Consider the following 14,807-nt stretch of genomic DNA (forward strand, 5'->3'; position numbering starts at 1 on the left):
TCCCTAAGGGAGAGGGTTAGGGAGAGGGAATTAAAACTTAATATTTATAAGCGTCAGACTTGAACGGGCCTTCAACAGCAACGCCGAGATAATCTGCCTGTACTTGCGTCAGTTGTGTCAAGACACCACCAAAACCAGCAACCATTGCTGCGGCAACTTCCTCATCCAGTTTCTTAGGAAGCACTTCCACACGGATCGCAGCCTGTTTTTGGTCAGCAGGTAAATCAGCAAATTTTTCATTGTATAAGTGGATTTGACCGAGTACCTGATTGGCAAATGAACCATCCATAACACGTGATGGGTGGCCTGTTGCATTGCCAAGGTTCACTAAACGGCCTTCAGAAAGAAGAATTAAATAGTTGCTTTCATCTTCTGAACGATAAACCTGATGTACCTGTGGCTTAACTTCAACCCACTTGTAACCACGTAGGTAAGCTGTATCAATTTCAGTGTCAAAGTGACCGATGTTACATACCACAGCACCTGCCTTTAAGCTATCCAGCATTGCTGAATCACATACGTGGTAATTACCCGTTGTGGTGACAACAAGGTCAGTGTTGCCTAATAAATCCTGGTTGATGTCTTCTTTTTTACCAGTCTGTACACCATTTTTGTATGGAGACACAACTTCGTAACCGTCCATGCAGGCCTGCATTGCACAGATTGGGTCAACTTCAGTTACACGAACGATCATGCCTTCCTGACGTAAAGACTGCGCAGAACCTTTACCTACGTCACCATAGCCAATTACCAGCGCACGACGGCCAGAAAGTAGCATGTCTGTTGCACGTTTGATGGCATCATTGAGTGAGTGACGGCAACCGTATTTATTGTCATTTTTTGACTTGGTAATCGAGTCATTCACGTTGATTGCAGGAACTTTAAGAGAACCATCTTTCCACATTTCCAACAGGCGTTGCACACCTGTGGTGGTTTCTTCAGTAATGCCGTGGATGCGTTCTAAAAGCGCAGGATATTTGTCATGAACAAGTGCGGTTAAGTCGCCGCCATCATCCAGAATCATGTTGGCATCCCAAGGCTGACCATTGACATTGATCTGTTGTTCCAGACACCACACATATTCTTCTTCAGTTTCACCTTTCCAGGCAAAAACTGGGATACCACGGGCAGCAATCGCAGCGGCAGCATGGTCCTGGGTAGAGAAGATGTTGCAAGATGTCCAGCGGACTTCAGCACCTAACTCAACTAGGGTTTCAATTAGAACCGCAGTCTGGATGGTCATGTGGATACAACCGAGAATTTTTGCACCAGCCAGTGGTTTTGACGCTGAATAACGTTTGCGTAAACCAATCAGGGCTGGCATTTCTGCTTCAGCAAGCTTGATTTCTTTACGACCGTAGTCAGCAAGGGAAATATCGGCAACTTTATAATCTGTAAATGAAGCATTCACCGCGTTCATCAGGATCTCCTAGAAAAAATAGTATGGATCATTCTGTTCGCGGATGCCGTTGTTGGTTAAAGCGAGTGTTCAACCGATCGTCGAGCCTGGCAAATTGATCTTTAGTACCCATCAATTGTCGCAGCATCCCTCGACTAGGGCATTATGATACTTGGAAATTACAATTGTTCCAACGTTATTTTAATGACAGTTGGTTAGAAAGTGAGAAATTAGTGAGGTGGGGAAAATTAAAAAACAGGTCAGTTTTTCATATCATAGGATTTCATGTCCATATGAAATCCTTGTTTATGTAAAGATAAGATCATGATTATGCTTTTAAGTGGTCTTCGAATTCTTCGCCCAGTTGCATTGCTAAAGCGTTACCAGATAGGTCACCTGTGACCAATCCATATTCTTTTTTAAAGCTAAAGGTAAATCCACGGTTATCTGCCAGATTCTTAACGGAATATCCTAATTTTTCTAACCAAATACGAAAGGCCAATAAATTTTTTGCTTTAACAACTCTATTTTTCATACCAGAACTCCTTGTGAACCTGTGTTTATTAATAAGGGTCAGTGAAAATTTTTTAAAGGGCAAATGAAAACTTTTATTTTTCTGCATGTAAATTATGTAAAAATAGCGTAATTTTTATAAAGTAAAGTTTATCTGTGTGTTTTTTAATTGATTGTATTTATTATCAAAAATATTTTTTATTGGCTATGCTTAAAAAAATGTGTAAAAATCCATTTAATCCTAAATGTAAAAAATAATTTCATTTTCCACTTTAATGCAAAAGCGGAAAATGCATGGATTTATATCGGATTGCCAGACTAAAATTGGTCTTTTAGGCTGCGGATATGGGCAAATTCCTCCGCACTTTCGGTACGCAAAAATGGATTGGTTGCAAGTTCCAGTTCAATGGTGCTTGGCAGGGTAATCTGATCAGCCTCCCTTAATGCCTTGACCTGTTGCATACGCTCGTGCAGTGCAACATTATGAGGTTCAATGGTTAGTGCAAACTCACCATTGGCAAGCGTATATTCATGGGTGCAGTAAACCTTGGTTTGGATTGGCAAGGCGGCAAGCCGATTCAGTGAATGATACATCTGCTCAGCCGTACCCTCAAACAGGCGACCGCAACCCATTGCAAACAGGGTATCACCACAGAACAGGGTATCAATTTCCTCAATAAAGTAGACGATATGACCGAGGGTATGACCAGGTGTGGCAATAATCTCAACTTTTAGGTTATGAAAAAGGAAATGATCATTATGTTGCAGCGGGTTTGAAATAAAAGCGATTTTCGTTAATTCATCACGTGGACCATACACCAGAATATTTTGCTTTGCCAATAATCCCTGCACCCCGTCGGTATGATCACGATGCCAGTGGGTCAGCCAAATCTGTTTCAGGTGCAGTTGATGCTGTTCGCAAAATGCAGTCACCAAATCTGCTTCAGTGGGATCAATCGCAACAACTTCTTTTGTGATGGTATCTTCCAATAACCAAATATAGTTTTTTAAGGCATTTTTTACGTCAATTGCATGAATCTTATAATGCATAGCCGAGTCCTAAATCTTTGTTTCATGTGGTTATTGCTGGGTTGATGATAAAGACCATCACCTGTGTCTAGTGTAAGTGGAAATAGTAAAGAGTGCAAAATAGTGTGCCATGCGGATGACGTTTTAGGGCAGATTGTGACAGGCTTAAGAGCAGAAAATCTTTATAGTTGACAAGTGTAGTATTTTAAATAAATATGGTATAAAAGTTTTATAAGTTAATGATTTATATTCATCTTTAAATATATGGAATAAATGTGAAAATAATTTAAAAAGATTGCTTAACAACATAAGTACAGGGCAATTTTTCAGGATGAAATGCAAATAAATCATAACAATAAGAGAGGAAGTTATGTCTGATTTGGTTGATCACGAAGTGGTGGTGATTTTTAAAAAATATTTGCATCCCTTGTCTGCCAAACTTACTGAAATGCTGAATGAGCACTTTAGTCATCAAACCGAACGCCGTGGTTGTGGTTATACTCAGGCAACACGTGTGATTGCTGAATTTGTTTCACAACCCCGTGATGCGCTTGGTTTTCAGGATTTACGAATCTTTGATGATTATGAGACCAAGGGGCTGAGAAATATTTTAAACCAGAGCTCTTCCTATGGCCTAGAACTTGTCACTTGGCGCAATCTGGATATTCATGCCGATGTGCAGCAGTGTCTACAACGTTTGAATTCAGAAGAAACGTTTGCCCAGAATTTAAGGCAGGAAGTGGATTTTCAGGCCAAATTAAGAAATATCCATCAATATGCTGAACTTGAGGAAAGTATCCTGATTTGCCAGTTGCTTGCCGATATAATTCTGCCACAGGATGCACGGACGATTGAGATGATTGAATGCCATGCGTTGGAAGAAAAACCCAAAGTTGGGTCTTGTCCAATGGCAGAGAAATTCTTTCTACGCATCGCACACCATCGTTTATTGAGACAGGGTGAAATTAATATTTTTGTAGATGAAAATGATCAGCCGATTATGATGGAAAAGTTGAATATGGGGGACAATCATTCCTGTATTAGTCTGGTGCCATTGATGATGAATGGGGTGCGTTTACCCGCAGGTAGCCTGTTTTCTGCAAACTATGACATTGCGCAACTGGAAAAACATAAAAATAAACAATATAAAGGCTATGTGATTCCCATCTCTGAAATGAATGGTTTTTGGTTTTTGCGTTTGACCACTTTGGCAGTGTCGCCTAAAAACCGTGCCCGCGCATTTAACTATCACTTTAAACAACAGGTAGATAATGGACTATTTCGACCTGATACGACTGAATTGAGCCAACTTATGGAAATTGCTCAAGATCAAATTTACGTAGGACATCCATGCTAAAAGCCTGTTACTCTCCACGCTATTATGCCCGAACGCATACCAATAGCATGGAAAAGCTCACCGCGGTGGCGGATGTGTTGTGTAAGCATAAAATGGTTGAACTGATTGATCCTGGTTTGATTGATGTTGAAATTCTAAAGAAACTCCATAATCCGCAATATGTTGAGGCCTTTCTGGCAGGCGAGTCCGCATTTGCAACCATACAAGGCTTTAAACCTTGGAATGAACAATTGCGGGATGCGATTTTATCAGTACAGGCAGGGCAGTTGGTTGGTGCTGATATTGCGTTTAAAGAGGGTATTGCCGCGAATATCGCACAGGGCTTTCATCATGCCAGTTATGAGTCTGGTGCGGCGTATTGTACCTTTAATGGTTTGGCCTTGGTCGCAAAGCAATATCCTGAAAAACGAATCTTTGTGCTGGATTGTGATCAGCATGGTGGAGATGGCACTGCGATATTTACCAACCGACTCACCAATCTGGTTAATTTTGGAATTTTTGGGATTCGTTTTGGTTGTAAGGCAGGTGAGCGCAGCCTGACCCGTTATATCCACCCCAAGCAAGGCAATTTTGATTTATATCGGGAATCCATTTTTGAGGCATTTCAATATGCTTCACGTTGGGAGGCCGATCTGGTTATTTATCAGGCAGGGATGGATTGTCATCAACATGATAAATATGGCTCGAAGTGGTTGACCACAGAGCTGTTGTTTGAACGTGACCGTTTGGTGTTTGATATGGCAAGAAAAATGAAAATTCCCATACTGTTCGTGTTGGCGGGTGGCTATCAGGCACTTGAAGATCTAGCGCCTTTGCATGTAAATACATTTAAGGCTGCAAATGAGGTTTATTTTCCTCATATAAATTTATAAGGATTCGTCATTATGCAGGTAAAGAATACTGGTTATACGGTTATTGATAGCTTGTAATAGGGAGGAAATATGTGATAGTTTTTAGTGTAAATAATATACATTAAATTTAACTATTGTGATTAATTTTGCGTTTTCAATGAAAATTAAATGACTCAGTAGTTAAATGATTAAAGTGACTCTGTCATAAAAATGAAAAAAAATACTCTTAAACTTTAATTATCTTCTTTAGAAAAGGATAGACGGTATGTTCCATTTAGGTGATCTTGTGGTCTTAAAAAAAGGCTATGATTTGGTACTTGAAGTAGCTAACTTTAATGTACAAGAATGTTGTGATGTCTGGAATGAGGATGACTATTTTCTAGGCATTGGTTTTTCAGAGCTTCGTTATGCAACAGCGGAGGAATGTGATGCTGGACATCGGATTACTTCAGGAAATGATTTGGTCATGCAATGAAACAGCCCTCAAAATGAGGGCTGTCTTTTTATTAATTATATCGTTTAACGCAATTTTGCCAACCAATCGCCCAACATTTGCACCAACTGGACAAGCAGCAGAAGCACGATGACAGTGAGGATAACCACACTGGTATCAAAACGCTGATAACCATAAGAAATGGCTAAATCACCGATACCACCTGCGCCAACAGCGCCCGCCATTGCTGTGGCACCAATTAGAGTAATCGTTCCTGTGGTTAGGTTCAGGATCAGTGAGCTACGCGCTTCAGGGATAATAAACTTAAAGATAATTTGCCAAGGGGTTGCACCCATTGCCTGAGCTGATTCAATAATTCCCTCATTCACTTCAAGCAGAGAAGTTTCAATTAGACGGCCTAGGTATGGACCCACATAGATGGTTAAAGGCACAATTGCAGCCCATGTCCCAATGGATGTTCCCACCAGCAGTTTGGTTAGTGGAATCACCGCAATCAATAAAATGATAAATGGGAGTGAACGTAGGGCATTGACAATAGGATTGAGGAAATAGTAAATCACCCGATTTTGTAGGATGCCACCTGTACGGGTAACCACCAGAGTAATACCCTGAACCAATCCCCAGATACAGCCAAATAGTAATGAGAAGAAAACCATTTGAAAGGTTTCCTGCAAGGCTGTCACAAACTGGTCAATGCTGAGGGCACTATGCCAAAAAGGTGCCGTGACTTCAGTCAGCCATTGTACAATTAAATCTCTCATTGGCTGACTCCAGACTGTTCAACTTTAACGCCATGCTGCTCCAGAAATTGGATTGCTTCCTGAATAATGCTTTCATCACCGAGCAGTTGAATAAACATTTGCCCAATCACGGTACCATTGATTTCAGTCATATTGGCAAACAGAATATTTAAACTGATGTCAAACTGCTGGATGACTGCCTGAATTAGCGTTTCCTGTGCAGATGTACCCAGAAACTGCAAACTATAAATACTATTGTGATGTCTGTGTTCAAGGTTGTTTAAGATATTTACTGGCAACTGTTGCTGTAATACCGTTTGAATAAAGGTTTTTGTGGTGGGGTGTTGTGGTTGACTAAAAATATTCAGCGTAGGCCCTGTTTCAATCACCTTGCCAGCTTCCATTACTGCCACATAATCGCAAACAGTCTCAATCACATCCATTTCATGGGTGACCATCACAATGGTGATGTTTTGTTCCTGATTGATCTTCTTTAACAGTGCCAGCACGGATTGGGTGGTTTGTGGATCAAGTGCGGAAGTCGCCTCATCACACAGCAGAATCTTGGGGTGATTGGCAAGCGCACGTGCAATCCCTACACGCTGTTTTTGTCCACCTGAAAGTTCGTCAGGGTAGGCATCTTTTTTATGTTTGAGATCAATAAAATCTAGTAGTTCAGCTAAACGCTTTTCTCGTTCCGCCTTACTATGGCCAAGTAACCTAAGTGGCATTTCAATGTTTTCAGACACCGTTTTGGTTTGTAATAAATTAAAGTGCTGAAAAATCATGCCAATATTTGCACGTTCTTGACGAAGAGTGCGTGCATCCATTGCAGTAAAATCTTTTTGATTAATGATGACTTGCCCTTCGGATGGGTGTTCAAGCAAGTTAATCAGTCGGATTAAGGTACTTTTACCTGCGCCACTATAGCCAATAACGCCAAAGATACTCCCCGCTGGAATCTCTAAATTGATTTGATCCAGCGCGTTGATCATTTGACCTTTTAGTTGATAGCGTTTTGAAATATTTTTAAATTGGATCATGTTCGTCAATACTAGGCAAAAAAGCAAAACAGGCAAAATTATTTTGCCTGTTTTATTTAGGGTTTGTTGATATTTCAGCCATGCATTGCGTTATCGGCTAAAACCACACAAACGAGGCATGAAACGCAGGTAATGGAGAGACCCTTACCAAGTTTCATAACGAAGTTTGGGGCAGTTTTAGCCATAACCCTTTGGGACAGGGATATTTTTTGCCGTTACTGCGTTATGCCTTACTCATTTAGAATGACTAAATTTCGTAAGTCACGTCTTGTACCGTCTAAAAAATATCCTCTGTCGCAAGCATCTGTGAAATGTCAACAGACCCTACGATTATATTACGGATTTGCTTCTGTGAGATAGCTTGTTGGCTTGTTTACGTCAACTTTAGTGCCAGCAAAGTGTTCCTGCACATATTGCTTGACTGCTTCGGTATGATAAAGCGCGCCGACCTTTTGCAATACTGGATCATCTTTACGTGATTCGGCAGTTGCCAAAATATTGACGTTTAACTTGGTGCTCTGGTCAATTGGTTCATAGAAGATTGCATCTTTAAGAACGTTCAAACCACCTTCCATCGCAAGGGTATTACCCAACAGGATTGCATCAACCTCGTCTTTTACACGTACAGCAGTTGCCATCTGAATCGGCTTGATTACAATTTTCTTGCTGTTTTCAATGATGTCGGCAGGCGTACCTTTCACTGGGTCAAAGTCAGGTTTTAACTTGATCAAGCCAGCGCTTTGTAAAAGTAATAGTGCACGGGATTCATTGGCACCATCATTTGGAATGGCAATGGTTGCACCCTGGGCAAACTCTTCAACTTTCTTTACCTTATTTGAATAAATCCCCATAGGTTCTAAATAAGTGGTTGAAACAGGCGCGATCTTGTCTTTGTTGGCTGCGTTGAAAGCAACCAGATAAGCATAAGACTGGAATGCATTGAGATCAACTTCCTTATTGGCGACCGCCGTGTTCATTGCCACATAATCCGTGAAGTTTTTCACTTCCAGTTTAATACCAGCAGCCTTGGTTTCTGGCAGGCTGGCAATATGGCGCCAAATATCAGCGTCTGAACCTGTAGATGCGATGACAACAGTCTGGAGGCCCGCAGCATCATTTTTTTGTTCACTCGATGCGGTATCTGGCTGTTTACTGCATGCCGCAAGTAATAGCACCGATACACTTAAAAAAAGGCTAATCAGCTTTTTCATGTATAAATCCTAATCGGAAGAATGCCGAGAACATTATGATTTCTCAAGCATCAATCATTGCAATGGGTTTGTATGTTGCAAATTGGCATCCTCATTCAACAATCACGTGAATTGTTTTTAAGTTTTAATCCAGAAGACTATTTGCAACAACAGAAGAAATAGATGAATATTCAAATTCCAGTTGGTCTATCCCGTGTCTGGAAAATCTCTATTCAATTATTCCTTAAGTTAAATTGGGAGCTGAATACGATTGAATATTGATGTTTTATTTTATTAAATGATTGAAAATAATCATGAATAATCTAAAACAACAATTGAGCTGTATTCAAAATTTTAGCAATCATAGCAATAATTTACCAACTGATACAGGGGAAGTATTTGTATTTGGATATATAAGCATATGATTATCTGAGGGAAATTGTGTTCAAAGTAAATATAAATTGATGATAGTTTTATAAATTTTTTTTAAATCTGGGGTTGAGTGATTTACGGGAAAATAAATATATGTTTTTCTGAATTTTATATTTAAGTAATGAATATAGAAGTTTGATTTATTGCCTATTAAAGAATAAAAAAGCTTTCCAAGGAAAGCTTTTTTATCAATTAGACTGGCTTATTCTGCCTTTTCACGCGCAATGGCACGGTAACCAATATCGCTACGGTATTGCATACCTGTAAATGTGACCTGACCACATACTTCCAGTGCATTAATTTGCGCTTCCAGTACTGTGTCACCGAGTGCGGTTACACATAGCACACGGCCGCCTGCGGTAATGATATGGCCATCTTCAGTGGTGGCTGTACCTGCATGGAAAATCTTGGTGTCTTCAGGCGATTGCCCAAGACCAGAAATCACATCACCTTTACGCACGGTTTCAGGATAACCCTCAGCAGCAAGGACGATACCAATTGACTTGCGTTCATCCCACTCAGCTTCTTTTGGTAGGTTGCCTGCAATACCTGTCTCAACCAGATCAACCAATGAGGATTTCAGACGCATCATGATTGGCTGGGTTTCTGGGTCGCCAAAACGGCAGTTGAACTCGATCACACGAGGTTGACCCTGTTCATCAATCATTAAGCCAGCATATAGGAAGCCAGTATAGGTATGTCCATCATTCGCCATACCTTCTACGGTTGGACGCATGATTTCCGTCATCACACGTTCAAATACATCAGCAGTTACAACTGGAGCAGGAGAGTAGGCGCCCATACCACCCGTGTTCGGGCCTTGGTCACCCTCGAAAATACGCTTGTGATCCTGTGAGGTTGCCATTGGTAAAATGTTGGTACCATCAATCATGCAAATGAAGCTTGCTTCTTCACCATCAAGGAATTGCTCAATGACAACACGTGAACCTGCATCACCAAACTTGTTGCCTGCCAGCATGTCATCAATTGCGGCAAATGCTTCTTCGTTGCTCATGGCAACGATTACGCCTTTGCCCGCAGCTAGACCATCCGCTTTGATTACGATTGGCGCGCCATGTTGTTCAATATATGCTTTTGCAGCGCCCACTTCGGTAAAGACATCATAAAATGCGGTTGGGATGTCATGACGCTTCAGGAAATGTTTGGCAAATGCTTTTGAACCTTCAAGCTGGGCAGCATACTGGGTAGGTCCCCAGATTTTCAAGTCTGCGGCACGGCAGGCATCAACCACACCGTTGACCAAAGGGGCTTCTGGTCCAACAATAATCAGTTCAACCTGATTTTCCTGTGCAAAACGAATAATGGCTGGGTTGTCCAAGATGTCCAGCTCAACGTTTTTACATTTATCTTCTGTTGCTGTGCCCGCATTACCTGGTGCAACAAAAACCTGAGTGACTTTTGCATCTTGTGCGATTTTCCATGCAAGTGCATGTTCACGGCCACCGCTACCCAAAACTAAAATATTCATTTTAAAGTTATTCCCTTTTTCAGTATTTAAGAATATACCTGTTAAAAATAAAAAAGTCCCTCTCAACCTCTCCCTAACCCTCTCCTAAGAGGAGAGGGAACCTATATTATTGATATTGGTGTAGTCTCCCTCCTTTTAGGAGGGAGATTTAGAGGGAGGTAAATAAGATGGAAATTTTAAAGTAGCATTTAGTGACGGAAGTGACGCATACCCGTAAAGACCATTGCAATACCTGCTTCGTCGGCAGCGGCGATGGTTTCTTCGTCACGCATTGAACCACCTGGCTGGATAATACATTTAATGCCAGCTTTAGCCGCATTATCAATACCATCACGGAATGGGAAGAATGCGTCAGAGGCCATCACAGCACCCTCAACTACCAAACCCGCATGTTCCGCTTTAATGGCTGCAATACGTGCTGAGTTGACACGGCTCATCTGACCTGCACCCACACCAATGGTTTGACGGTTTTTCGCATACACAATCGCATTCGATTTCACGTATTTCGCTACTTTCCAGGCAAAGATGAGATCATCAATTTCTTGTTCAGTTGGTGCACGTTTGGTCACAACCTTAAGGTCATCCTTGGTGATCATACCTAAATCTTGGTCTTGAACCAGCAAACCACCGTTTACACGTTTATAGTCAAGCTGTGCTGCGCGCGCATCAATGGCTGGAAGCTCACCACACACTAGGACACGAACATTCTTTTTCGCACCAGTAACTTTAAGTACACCGTCAGCAATGCTTGGTGCAATAATCACTTCAACGAATTGACGATCTACAATTGCCTGAGCAGTTTCTACATCCAACTCACGGTTGAATGCAATGATGCCACCAAAAGCAGATTCAGGATCAGTTGCATAAGCAAGGTCATAAGCCGCTTTGATGCCATCTAGTGACACAGCTACACCACAAGGATTCGCATGTTTAACAATGACACACGCTGGTTTGACAAATGATTTCACACATTCAAGTGCTGCATCCGTATCTGCAATATTATTATAAGAAAGCTCTTTACCCTGTAATTGTTTTGCTGTTGAAACAGATGCTTCCTTGGCATTTGCTTCTACATAGAAAGCCGCGTTTTGATGAGGATTTTCACCATAACGTAAATCTTGCGCTTTGTTCAGTTGCGTATTGAAAGTGCGGGGGAACAAATCTGCTTCACCCTCAGCCTTACCTACACGCGCACCCAGATAAGAAGCAATCATGCCATCATATTGTGCGGTATGCTCAAATGCTTTTACCGCCAGGTCGAAACGAGTTTCGTGGGAAAGTCCACCATTCGCTTTTAACTCAGCAACAACTGCATCGTAGTCAGCAGCATTGACGATGATACCGACTGAAGCATGGTTTTTTGCCGCTGCACGAACCATGGTTGGACCACCGATGTCGATGTTTTCAATCGCATCAGCAAGTGAACAATCTGGTTTAGCCACAGTCGCAGCAAATGGATAAAGGTTGACCACAACTAGATCAATCGGATCAATGTTGTGTTCCTGCATCACTACTTCGTCCAGACCACGACGAGCCAGAATGCCCCCATGAATTTTTGGATGCAGTGTCTTAACACGGCCATCCATCATTTCAGGAAAGCCTGTATGTTCAGAAACTTCCACAACGGCAATGCTGTTGTCTTTAAGCAACTTGTATGTACCGCCCGTAGATAGAATTTCCACCCCTAGCGCTGCAAGGTTTTGAGCAAATTCAACGATTCCAGTTTTGTCGGAAACAGAGATTAAAGCACGTTTGATAGTCATGATTTTGGTCAACAGTTTTGAAGTCTACAGATTAAAACAATTAAGCATAAAAAAATGCCCACGAGAACGTGAGCATTTTATCAATTATTCACTCATTAAACCGTGAGCTTTTAACTTTTTACGCAAAGTTCCACGGTTAAGGCCTAAAATTTCAGCGGCACGCGTCTGGTTGCCACGGGTATATTCCAAGACCACAGATAAAAGAGGTTTCTCCATTTCTGCTAAAACCATGTCATACACTTGAGATGGTTGCTCACCTTGCAACTGTGCAAAATAATGACGAACTGCGCGATCTACATGGATGCGGAGAGCGACATCAGATTGAGCCGTAAAAATAGGAGATTTGCTATTCATGCGTGTTAATCCGAAAAATCAAATATCACTTGGGTAAAGTAATATATAAATGTGGTCTAAATTACTGAATCCTATTTTAGATCTCAGCAACTCTAAAACAAAAGAACTATTAGCTTGCCACAAATCCTCGAATTGTGTAAAAAATAAGCGTAACAATGGTTAAATATTTGTTACAACCCACTTTTAAAAACAAAAAAACCAACAGTGCGCTTAGGAGATAAAAGCACAGTTCGTTTAACGATTTTATTGTCTGTAAATAACGAGGAGTATGTAGGTCAAAGCATTCGTGGCGCGTATCATACCACTGTCAGCGAAAAAGTGAGCAAATTAACTGCACTTTTTTTTATTTTTTTGTCATTTTTTTATGCTTTTAGGGCTGTACAATTTCTAAACTATAGTCATCGAAGCTATTTTTACTTTTTGGAATGCTAAATTCAAATCTAAAAGGACTATTTGATGGAATGCGTTGAATGGTTTTTAAACTTTCAACCAGATAATCCTGTGGCTTGAGTGTGATGTCTGTCGTCACTTCTCCCTGATCTTTCAGAACCACCTTGATTGAAGGGAGCAATATGCTGTTTTCGTGGCGGTTGATCAGCACCCCTGCAAACTGGGTTTCATTCTTGCTGGTTTGTTTGAGTTTAACCTTTTCAAAACTGAGATATTTATATTGGTCATTCTGGGTTTTGCAGGTCAGCATGCCGCAGGCATAGTTAAACATTTTGTTTAAGGCAGGGCTATCGTGCATCAGTTTTGGATTGAACCATAAAATCTGGAACGCAAACACCAGAATCAGCGCGATATTGCCAATTCCCCAAAGCGTGTAATAAAGCCACCCATGCTGTTTGGTGCTGTGATCATCATTATTATTAAGTAAAACATCTTCAGACAAATTCAAGTTAGGCAAGGCGGTCACTGGCTCTGTATTGAAATAATTTAGGTTGTTGAGATAGGTGAGCAGATCAATATTGGAGTTTTCAATTTTCTGGTCAAAAATACTTAAAATCTGCATTTGCTTTTCTGCAAATGAACTGTCTGGCTGAATCGACGAAAACAGTGAGCGGCTACTGGGTGTTGGCACAACTTCGCTTGTCTCGGATTCCAGTAAATTCGTCAGTGCGTTAAAGTTAATCACGCATTTTGGACAACAAACCATACCCTGTGCAACACTGAGCTGTGAAAGGGTCACTTTGTACACGGTCGAACATTTAGGGCAGCGGGTTTGTTTTTCACTCATAAGTAACAATATTCTCAAATTGTTGTTTTACGTTTTCCAGAAATGCGGCACCAGTTCTCTTCACGCTTTTCGATCTCTAATATATCAAAAAACTCAGAGTAAACACTAGAAACATCAGCAACTTGCTCTTCGATTACACCAGCAAGTGCGAACTCACCCTCATTTTTAAGCAAAGTTGCGAATTCAGGCGCGAGTGCCATGAGCGGTGCAGCCAGAATATTCGCAACCAGGACGTCTGCCTGTTGTGGTTTGAATTCCTGATCAAACTCTTCTGGCAAGCCCACATAAAGACGTTCCAGTACACCATTCAGTTCAGCGTTTTGTTTGGTTGCCAAAACAGCCTGAGGGTCAATATCTGTTGCATAAACCTTTTTTGCACCCAGTAACAATGCCGCAACCCCTAAAATGCCTGAACCACAGCCATAGTCGATTACAACTTTATCTTTTACATCGGTTTTGCCCAACCACTGTAAGCATAAAAAGGTACTGGCGTGGTTGCCTGTACCAAACGCTAAACCTGGGTCCAGCTTAATGTTAGTGGCATCCGCTTCAGGTGGTTCCAGCCATTCAGGCACAATCCAATATTTCTCACCAATCTGAATTGGTTCATAGTAATCCATCCAGGCACGTTCCCAGACCTGATTTTCCAGATATTCATGGCGCATTGGCACATCTGGAAGTTGGGCCCTGAGAAAAGCCTCCAGGGTATCAACATCAATTGGATCATCTTCTTCCTGTTGATAAATACCCGTTACAATAACTTTATTCCAGAGAGGGGTTTCTCCTGGTAAAGGCTCAAGCAATGCCTGATCTTCTGCATCATCCAGCGTTACGCTGACCGCTCCCAAAGAGAGTAACAGGGTTTCGGTAAGTTCAACTTGATGTTGATCAACAGTAATATGAATTTGTAGCCAGTTCACAGGAAAACCTAAATTAATGTATTTGCAGTTATTGTA

General features: G+C 41.3%; 14 protein-coding genes. 3 read left to right on the forward strand and 11 right to left on the reverse strand.

Features of this window, described 5'->3' with window-relative positions; translation table 11 throughout:
• Window positions 1–37: 37 nt before the first annotated feature.
• The 3 genes from ahcY to gloB all read right to left on the reverse strand — a co-directional run bounded on the left by ahcY (window position 38) and on the right by gloB (window position 2,962).
• Window positions 38–1,420, reverse strand: coding sequence for an adenosylhomocysteinase (gene ahcY, locus QLH32_RS17085; protein WP_267978995.1), 1,383 nt, complete (start codon window positions 1,418–1,420; stop codon window positions 38–40).
• A 307-nt stretch (window positions 1,421–1,727) separates the two neighbouring features.
• On the reverse strand, window positions 1,728–1,934 hold the full coding sequence (locus QLH32_RS17090; RefSeq protein ID WP_004676939.1) for a hypothetical protein: 207 nt from the start codon (window positions 1,932–1,934) through the stop codon (window positions 1,728–1,730).
• Window positions 1,935–2,230: 296 nt separating this feature from the next.
• Window positions 2,231–2,962 carry a hydroxyacylglutathione hydrolase gene (gene gloB / locus QLH32_RS17095; RefSeq protein ID WP_283267227.1) on the reverse strand — a complete coding sequence of 244 codons (732 nt, stop codon included), beginning with the start codon at window positions 2,960–2,962 and terminating at the stop codon, window positions 2,231–2,233.
• 349 nt (window positions 2,963–3,311) lie between these two features.
• Between gloB and QLH32_RS17100 the strand changes: the two genes are divergently transcribed.
• From QLH32_RS17100 to QLH32_RS17110, 3 genes are all read left to right on the forward strand, one after another.
• Window positions 3,312–4,298, forward strand: a complete 987-nt coding sequence (locus QLH32_RS17100) for a hypothetical protein (RefSeq protein ID WP_283267228.1) — start codon at window positions 3,312–3,314, stop codon at window positions 4,296–4,298.
• A complete protein-coding gene (locus tag QLH32_RS17105) occupies window positions 4,292–5,170 on the forward strand; it encodes an arginase family protein (RefSeq protein ID WP_283267229.1) in 879 nt (292 codons plus the stop codon). The genes QLH32_RS17100 and QLH32_RS17105 overlap by 7 nt, the downstream gene beginning before the upstream one ends.
• A 244-nt stretch (window positions 5,171–5,414) precedes the next feature.
• Complete coding sequence (locus QLH32_RS17110; RefSeq protein WP_283267231.1) at window positions 5,415–5,624, forward strand: hypothetical protein; 210 nt, start codon at window positions 5,415–5,417, stop codon at window positions 5,622–5,624.
• Between the two features lie 44 nt (window positions 5,625–5,668).
• On the opposite strand, the gene QLH32_RS17115 is transcribed toward QLH32_RS17110, so the two are convergent.
• The 8 genes from QLH32_RS17115 to prmA all read right to left on the reverse strand — a co-directional run bounded on the left by QLH32_RS17115 (window position 5,669) and on the right by prmA (window position 14,771).
• Window positions 5,669–6,364: a methionine ABC transporter permease gene (locus QLH32_RS17115; protein WP_283267232.1), complete on the reverse strand. Its 696-nt coding sequence runs from the start codon at window positions 6,362–6,364 to the stop codon at window positions 5,669–5,671.
• Complete coding sequence (locus QLH32_RS17120; protein WP_283267233.1) at window positions 6,361–7,386, reverse strand: methionine ABC transporter ATP-binding protein; 1,026 nt, start codon at window positions 7,384–7,386, stop codon at window positions 6,361–6,363. The genes QLH32_RS17115 and QLH32_RS17120 overlap by 4 nt, the downstream gene beginning before the upstream one ends.
• Before the next feature lie 335 nt (window positions 7,387–7,721).
• On the reverse strand, window positions 7,722–8,597 hold the full coding sequence (locus tag QLH32_RS17125; protein ID WP_283267234.1) for a MetQ/NlpA family ABC transporter substrate-binding protein: 876 nt from the start codon (window positions 8,595–8,597) through the stop codon (window positions 7,722–7,724).
• A 613-nt stretch (window positions 8,598–9,210) separates the two neighbouring features.
• Entirely contained in the window at window positions 9,211–10,497 is a 1,287-nt protein-coding gene (gene purD / locus QLH32_RS17130; RefSeq protein WP_283267235.1) for a phosphoribosylamine--glycine ligase, read from the reverse strand.
• Window positions 10,498–10,685: 188 nt separating this feature from the next.
• Entirely contained in the window at window positions 10,686–12,260 is a 1,575-nt protein-coding gene (purH, locus tag QLH32_RS17135) for a bifunctional phosphoribosylaminoimidazolecarboxamide formyltransferase/IMP cyclohydrolase (protein ID WP_283267236.1), read from the reverse strand.
• An 84-nt stretch (window positions 12,261–12,344) separates the two neighbouring features.
• A complete protein-coding gene (fis, locus tag QLH32_RS17140; RefSeq protein ID WP_001086304.1) occupies window positions 12,345–12,614 on the reverse strand; it encodes a DNA-binding transcriptional regulator Fis in 270 nt (89 codons plus the stop codon).
• Between the two features lie 370 nt (window positions 12,615–12,984).
• Window positions 12,985–13,851, reverse strand: coding sequence for a DUF3426 domain-containing protein (locus tag QLH32_RS17145; protein ID WP_283267238.1), 867 nt, complete (start codon window positions 13,849–13,851; stop codon window positions 12,985–12,987).
• 14 nt (window positions 13,852–13,865) lie between these two features.
• A complete protein-coding gene (prmA, locus tag QLH32_RS17150) occupies window positions 13,866–14,771 on the reverse strand; it encodes a 50S ribosomal protein L11 methyltransferase (protein ID WP_283267239.1) in 906 nt (301 codons plus the stop codon).
• Between the last annotated feature and the right edge of the window lie 36 nt (window positions 14,772–14,807).

Source organism: Acinetobacter corruptisaponis (genome assembly GCF_030053775.1).
GTDB lineage: Bacteria > Pseudomonadota > Gammaproteobacteria > Pseudomonadales > Moraxellaceae > Acinetobacter > Acinetobacter corruptisaponis.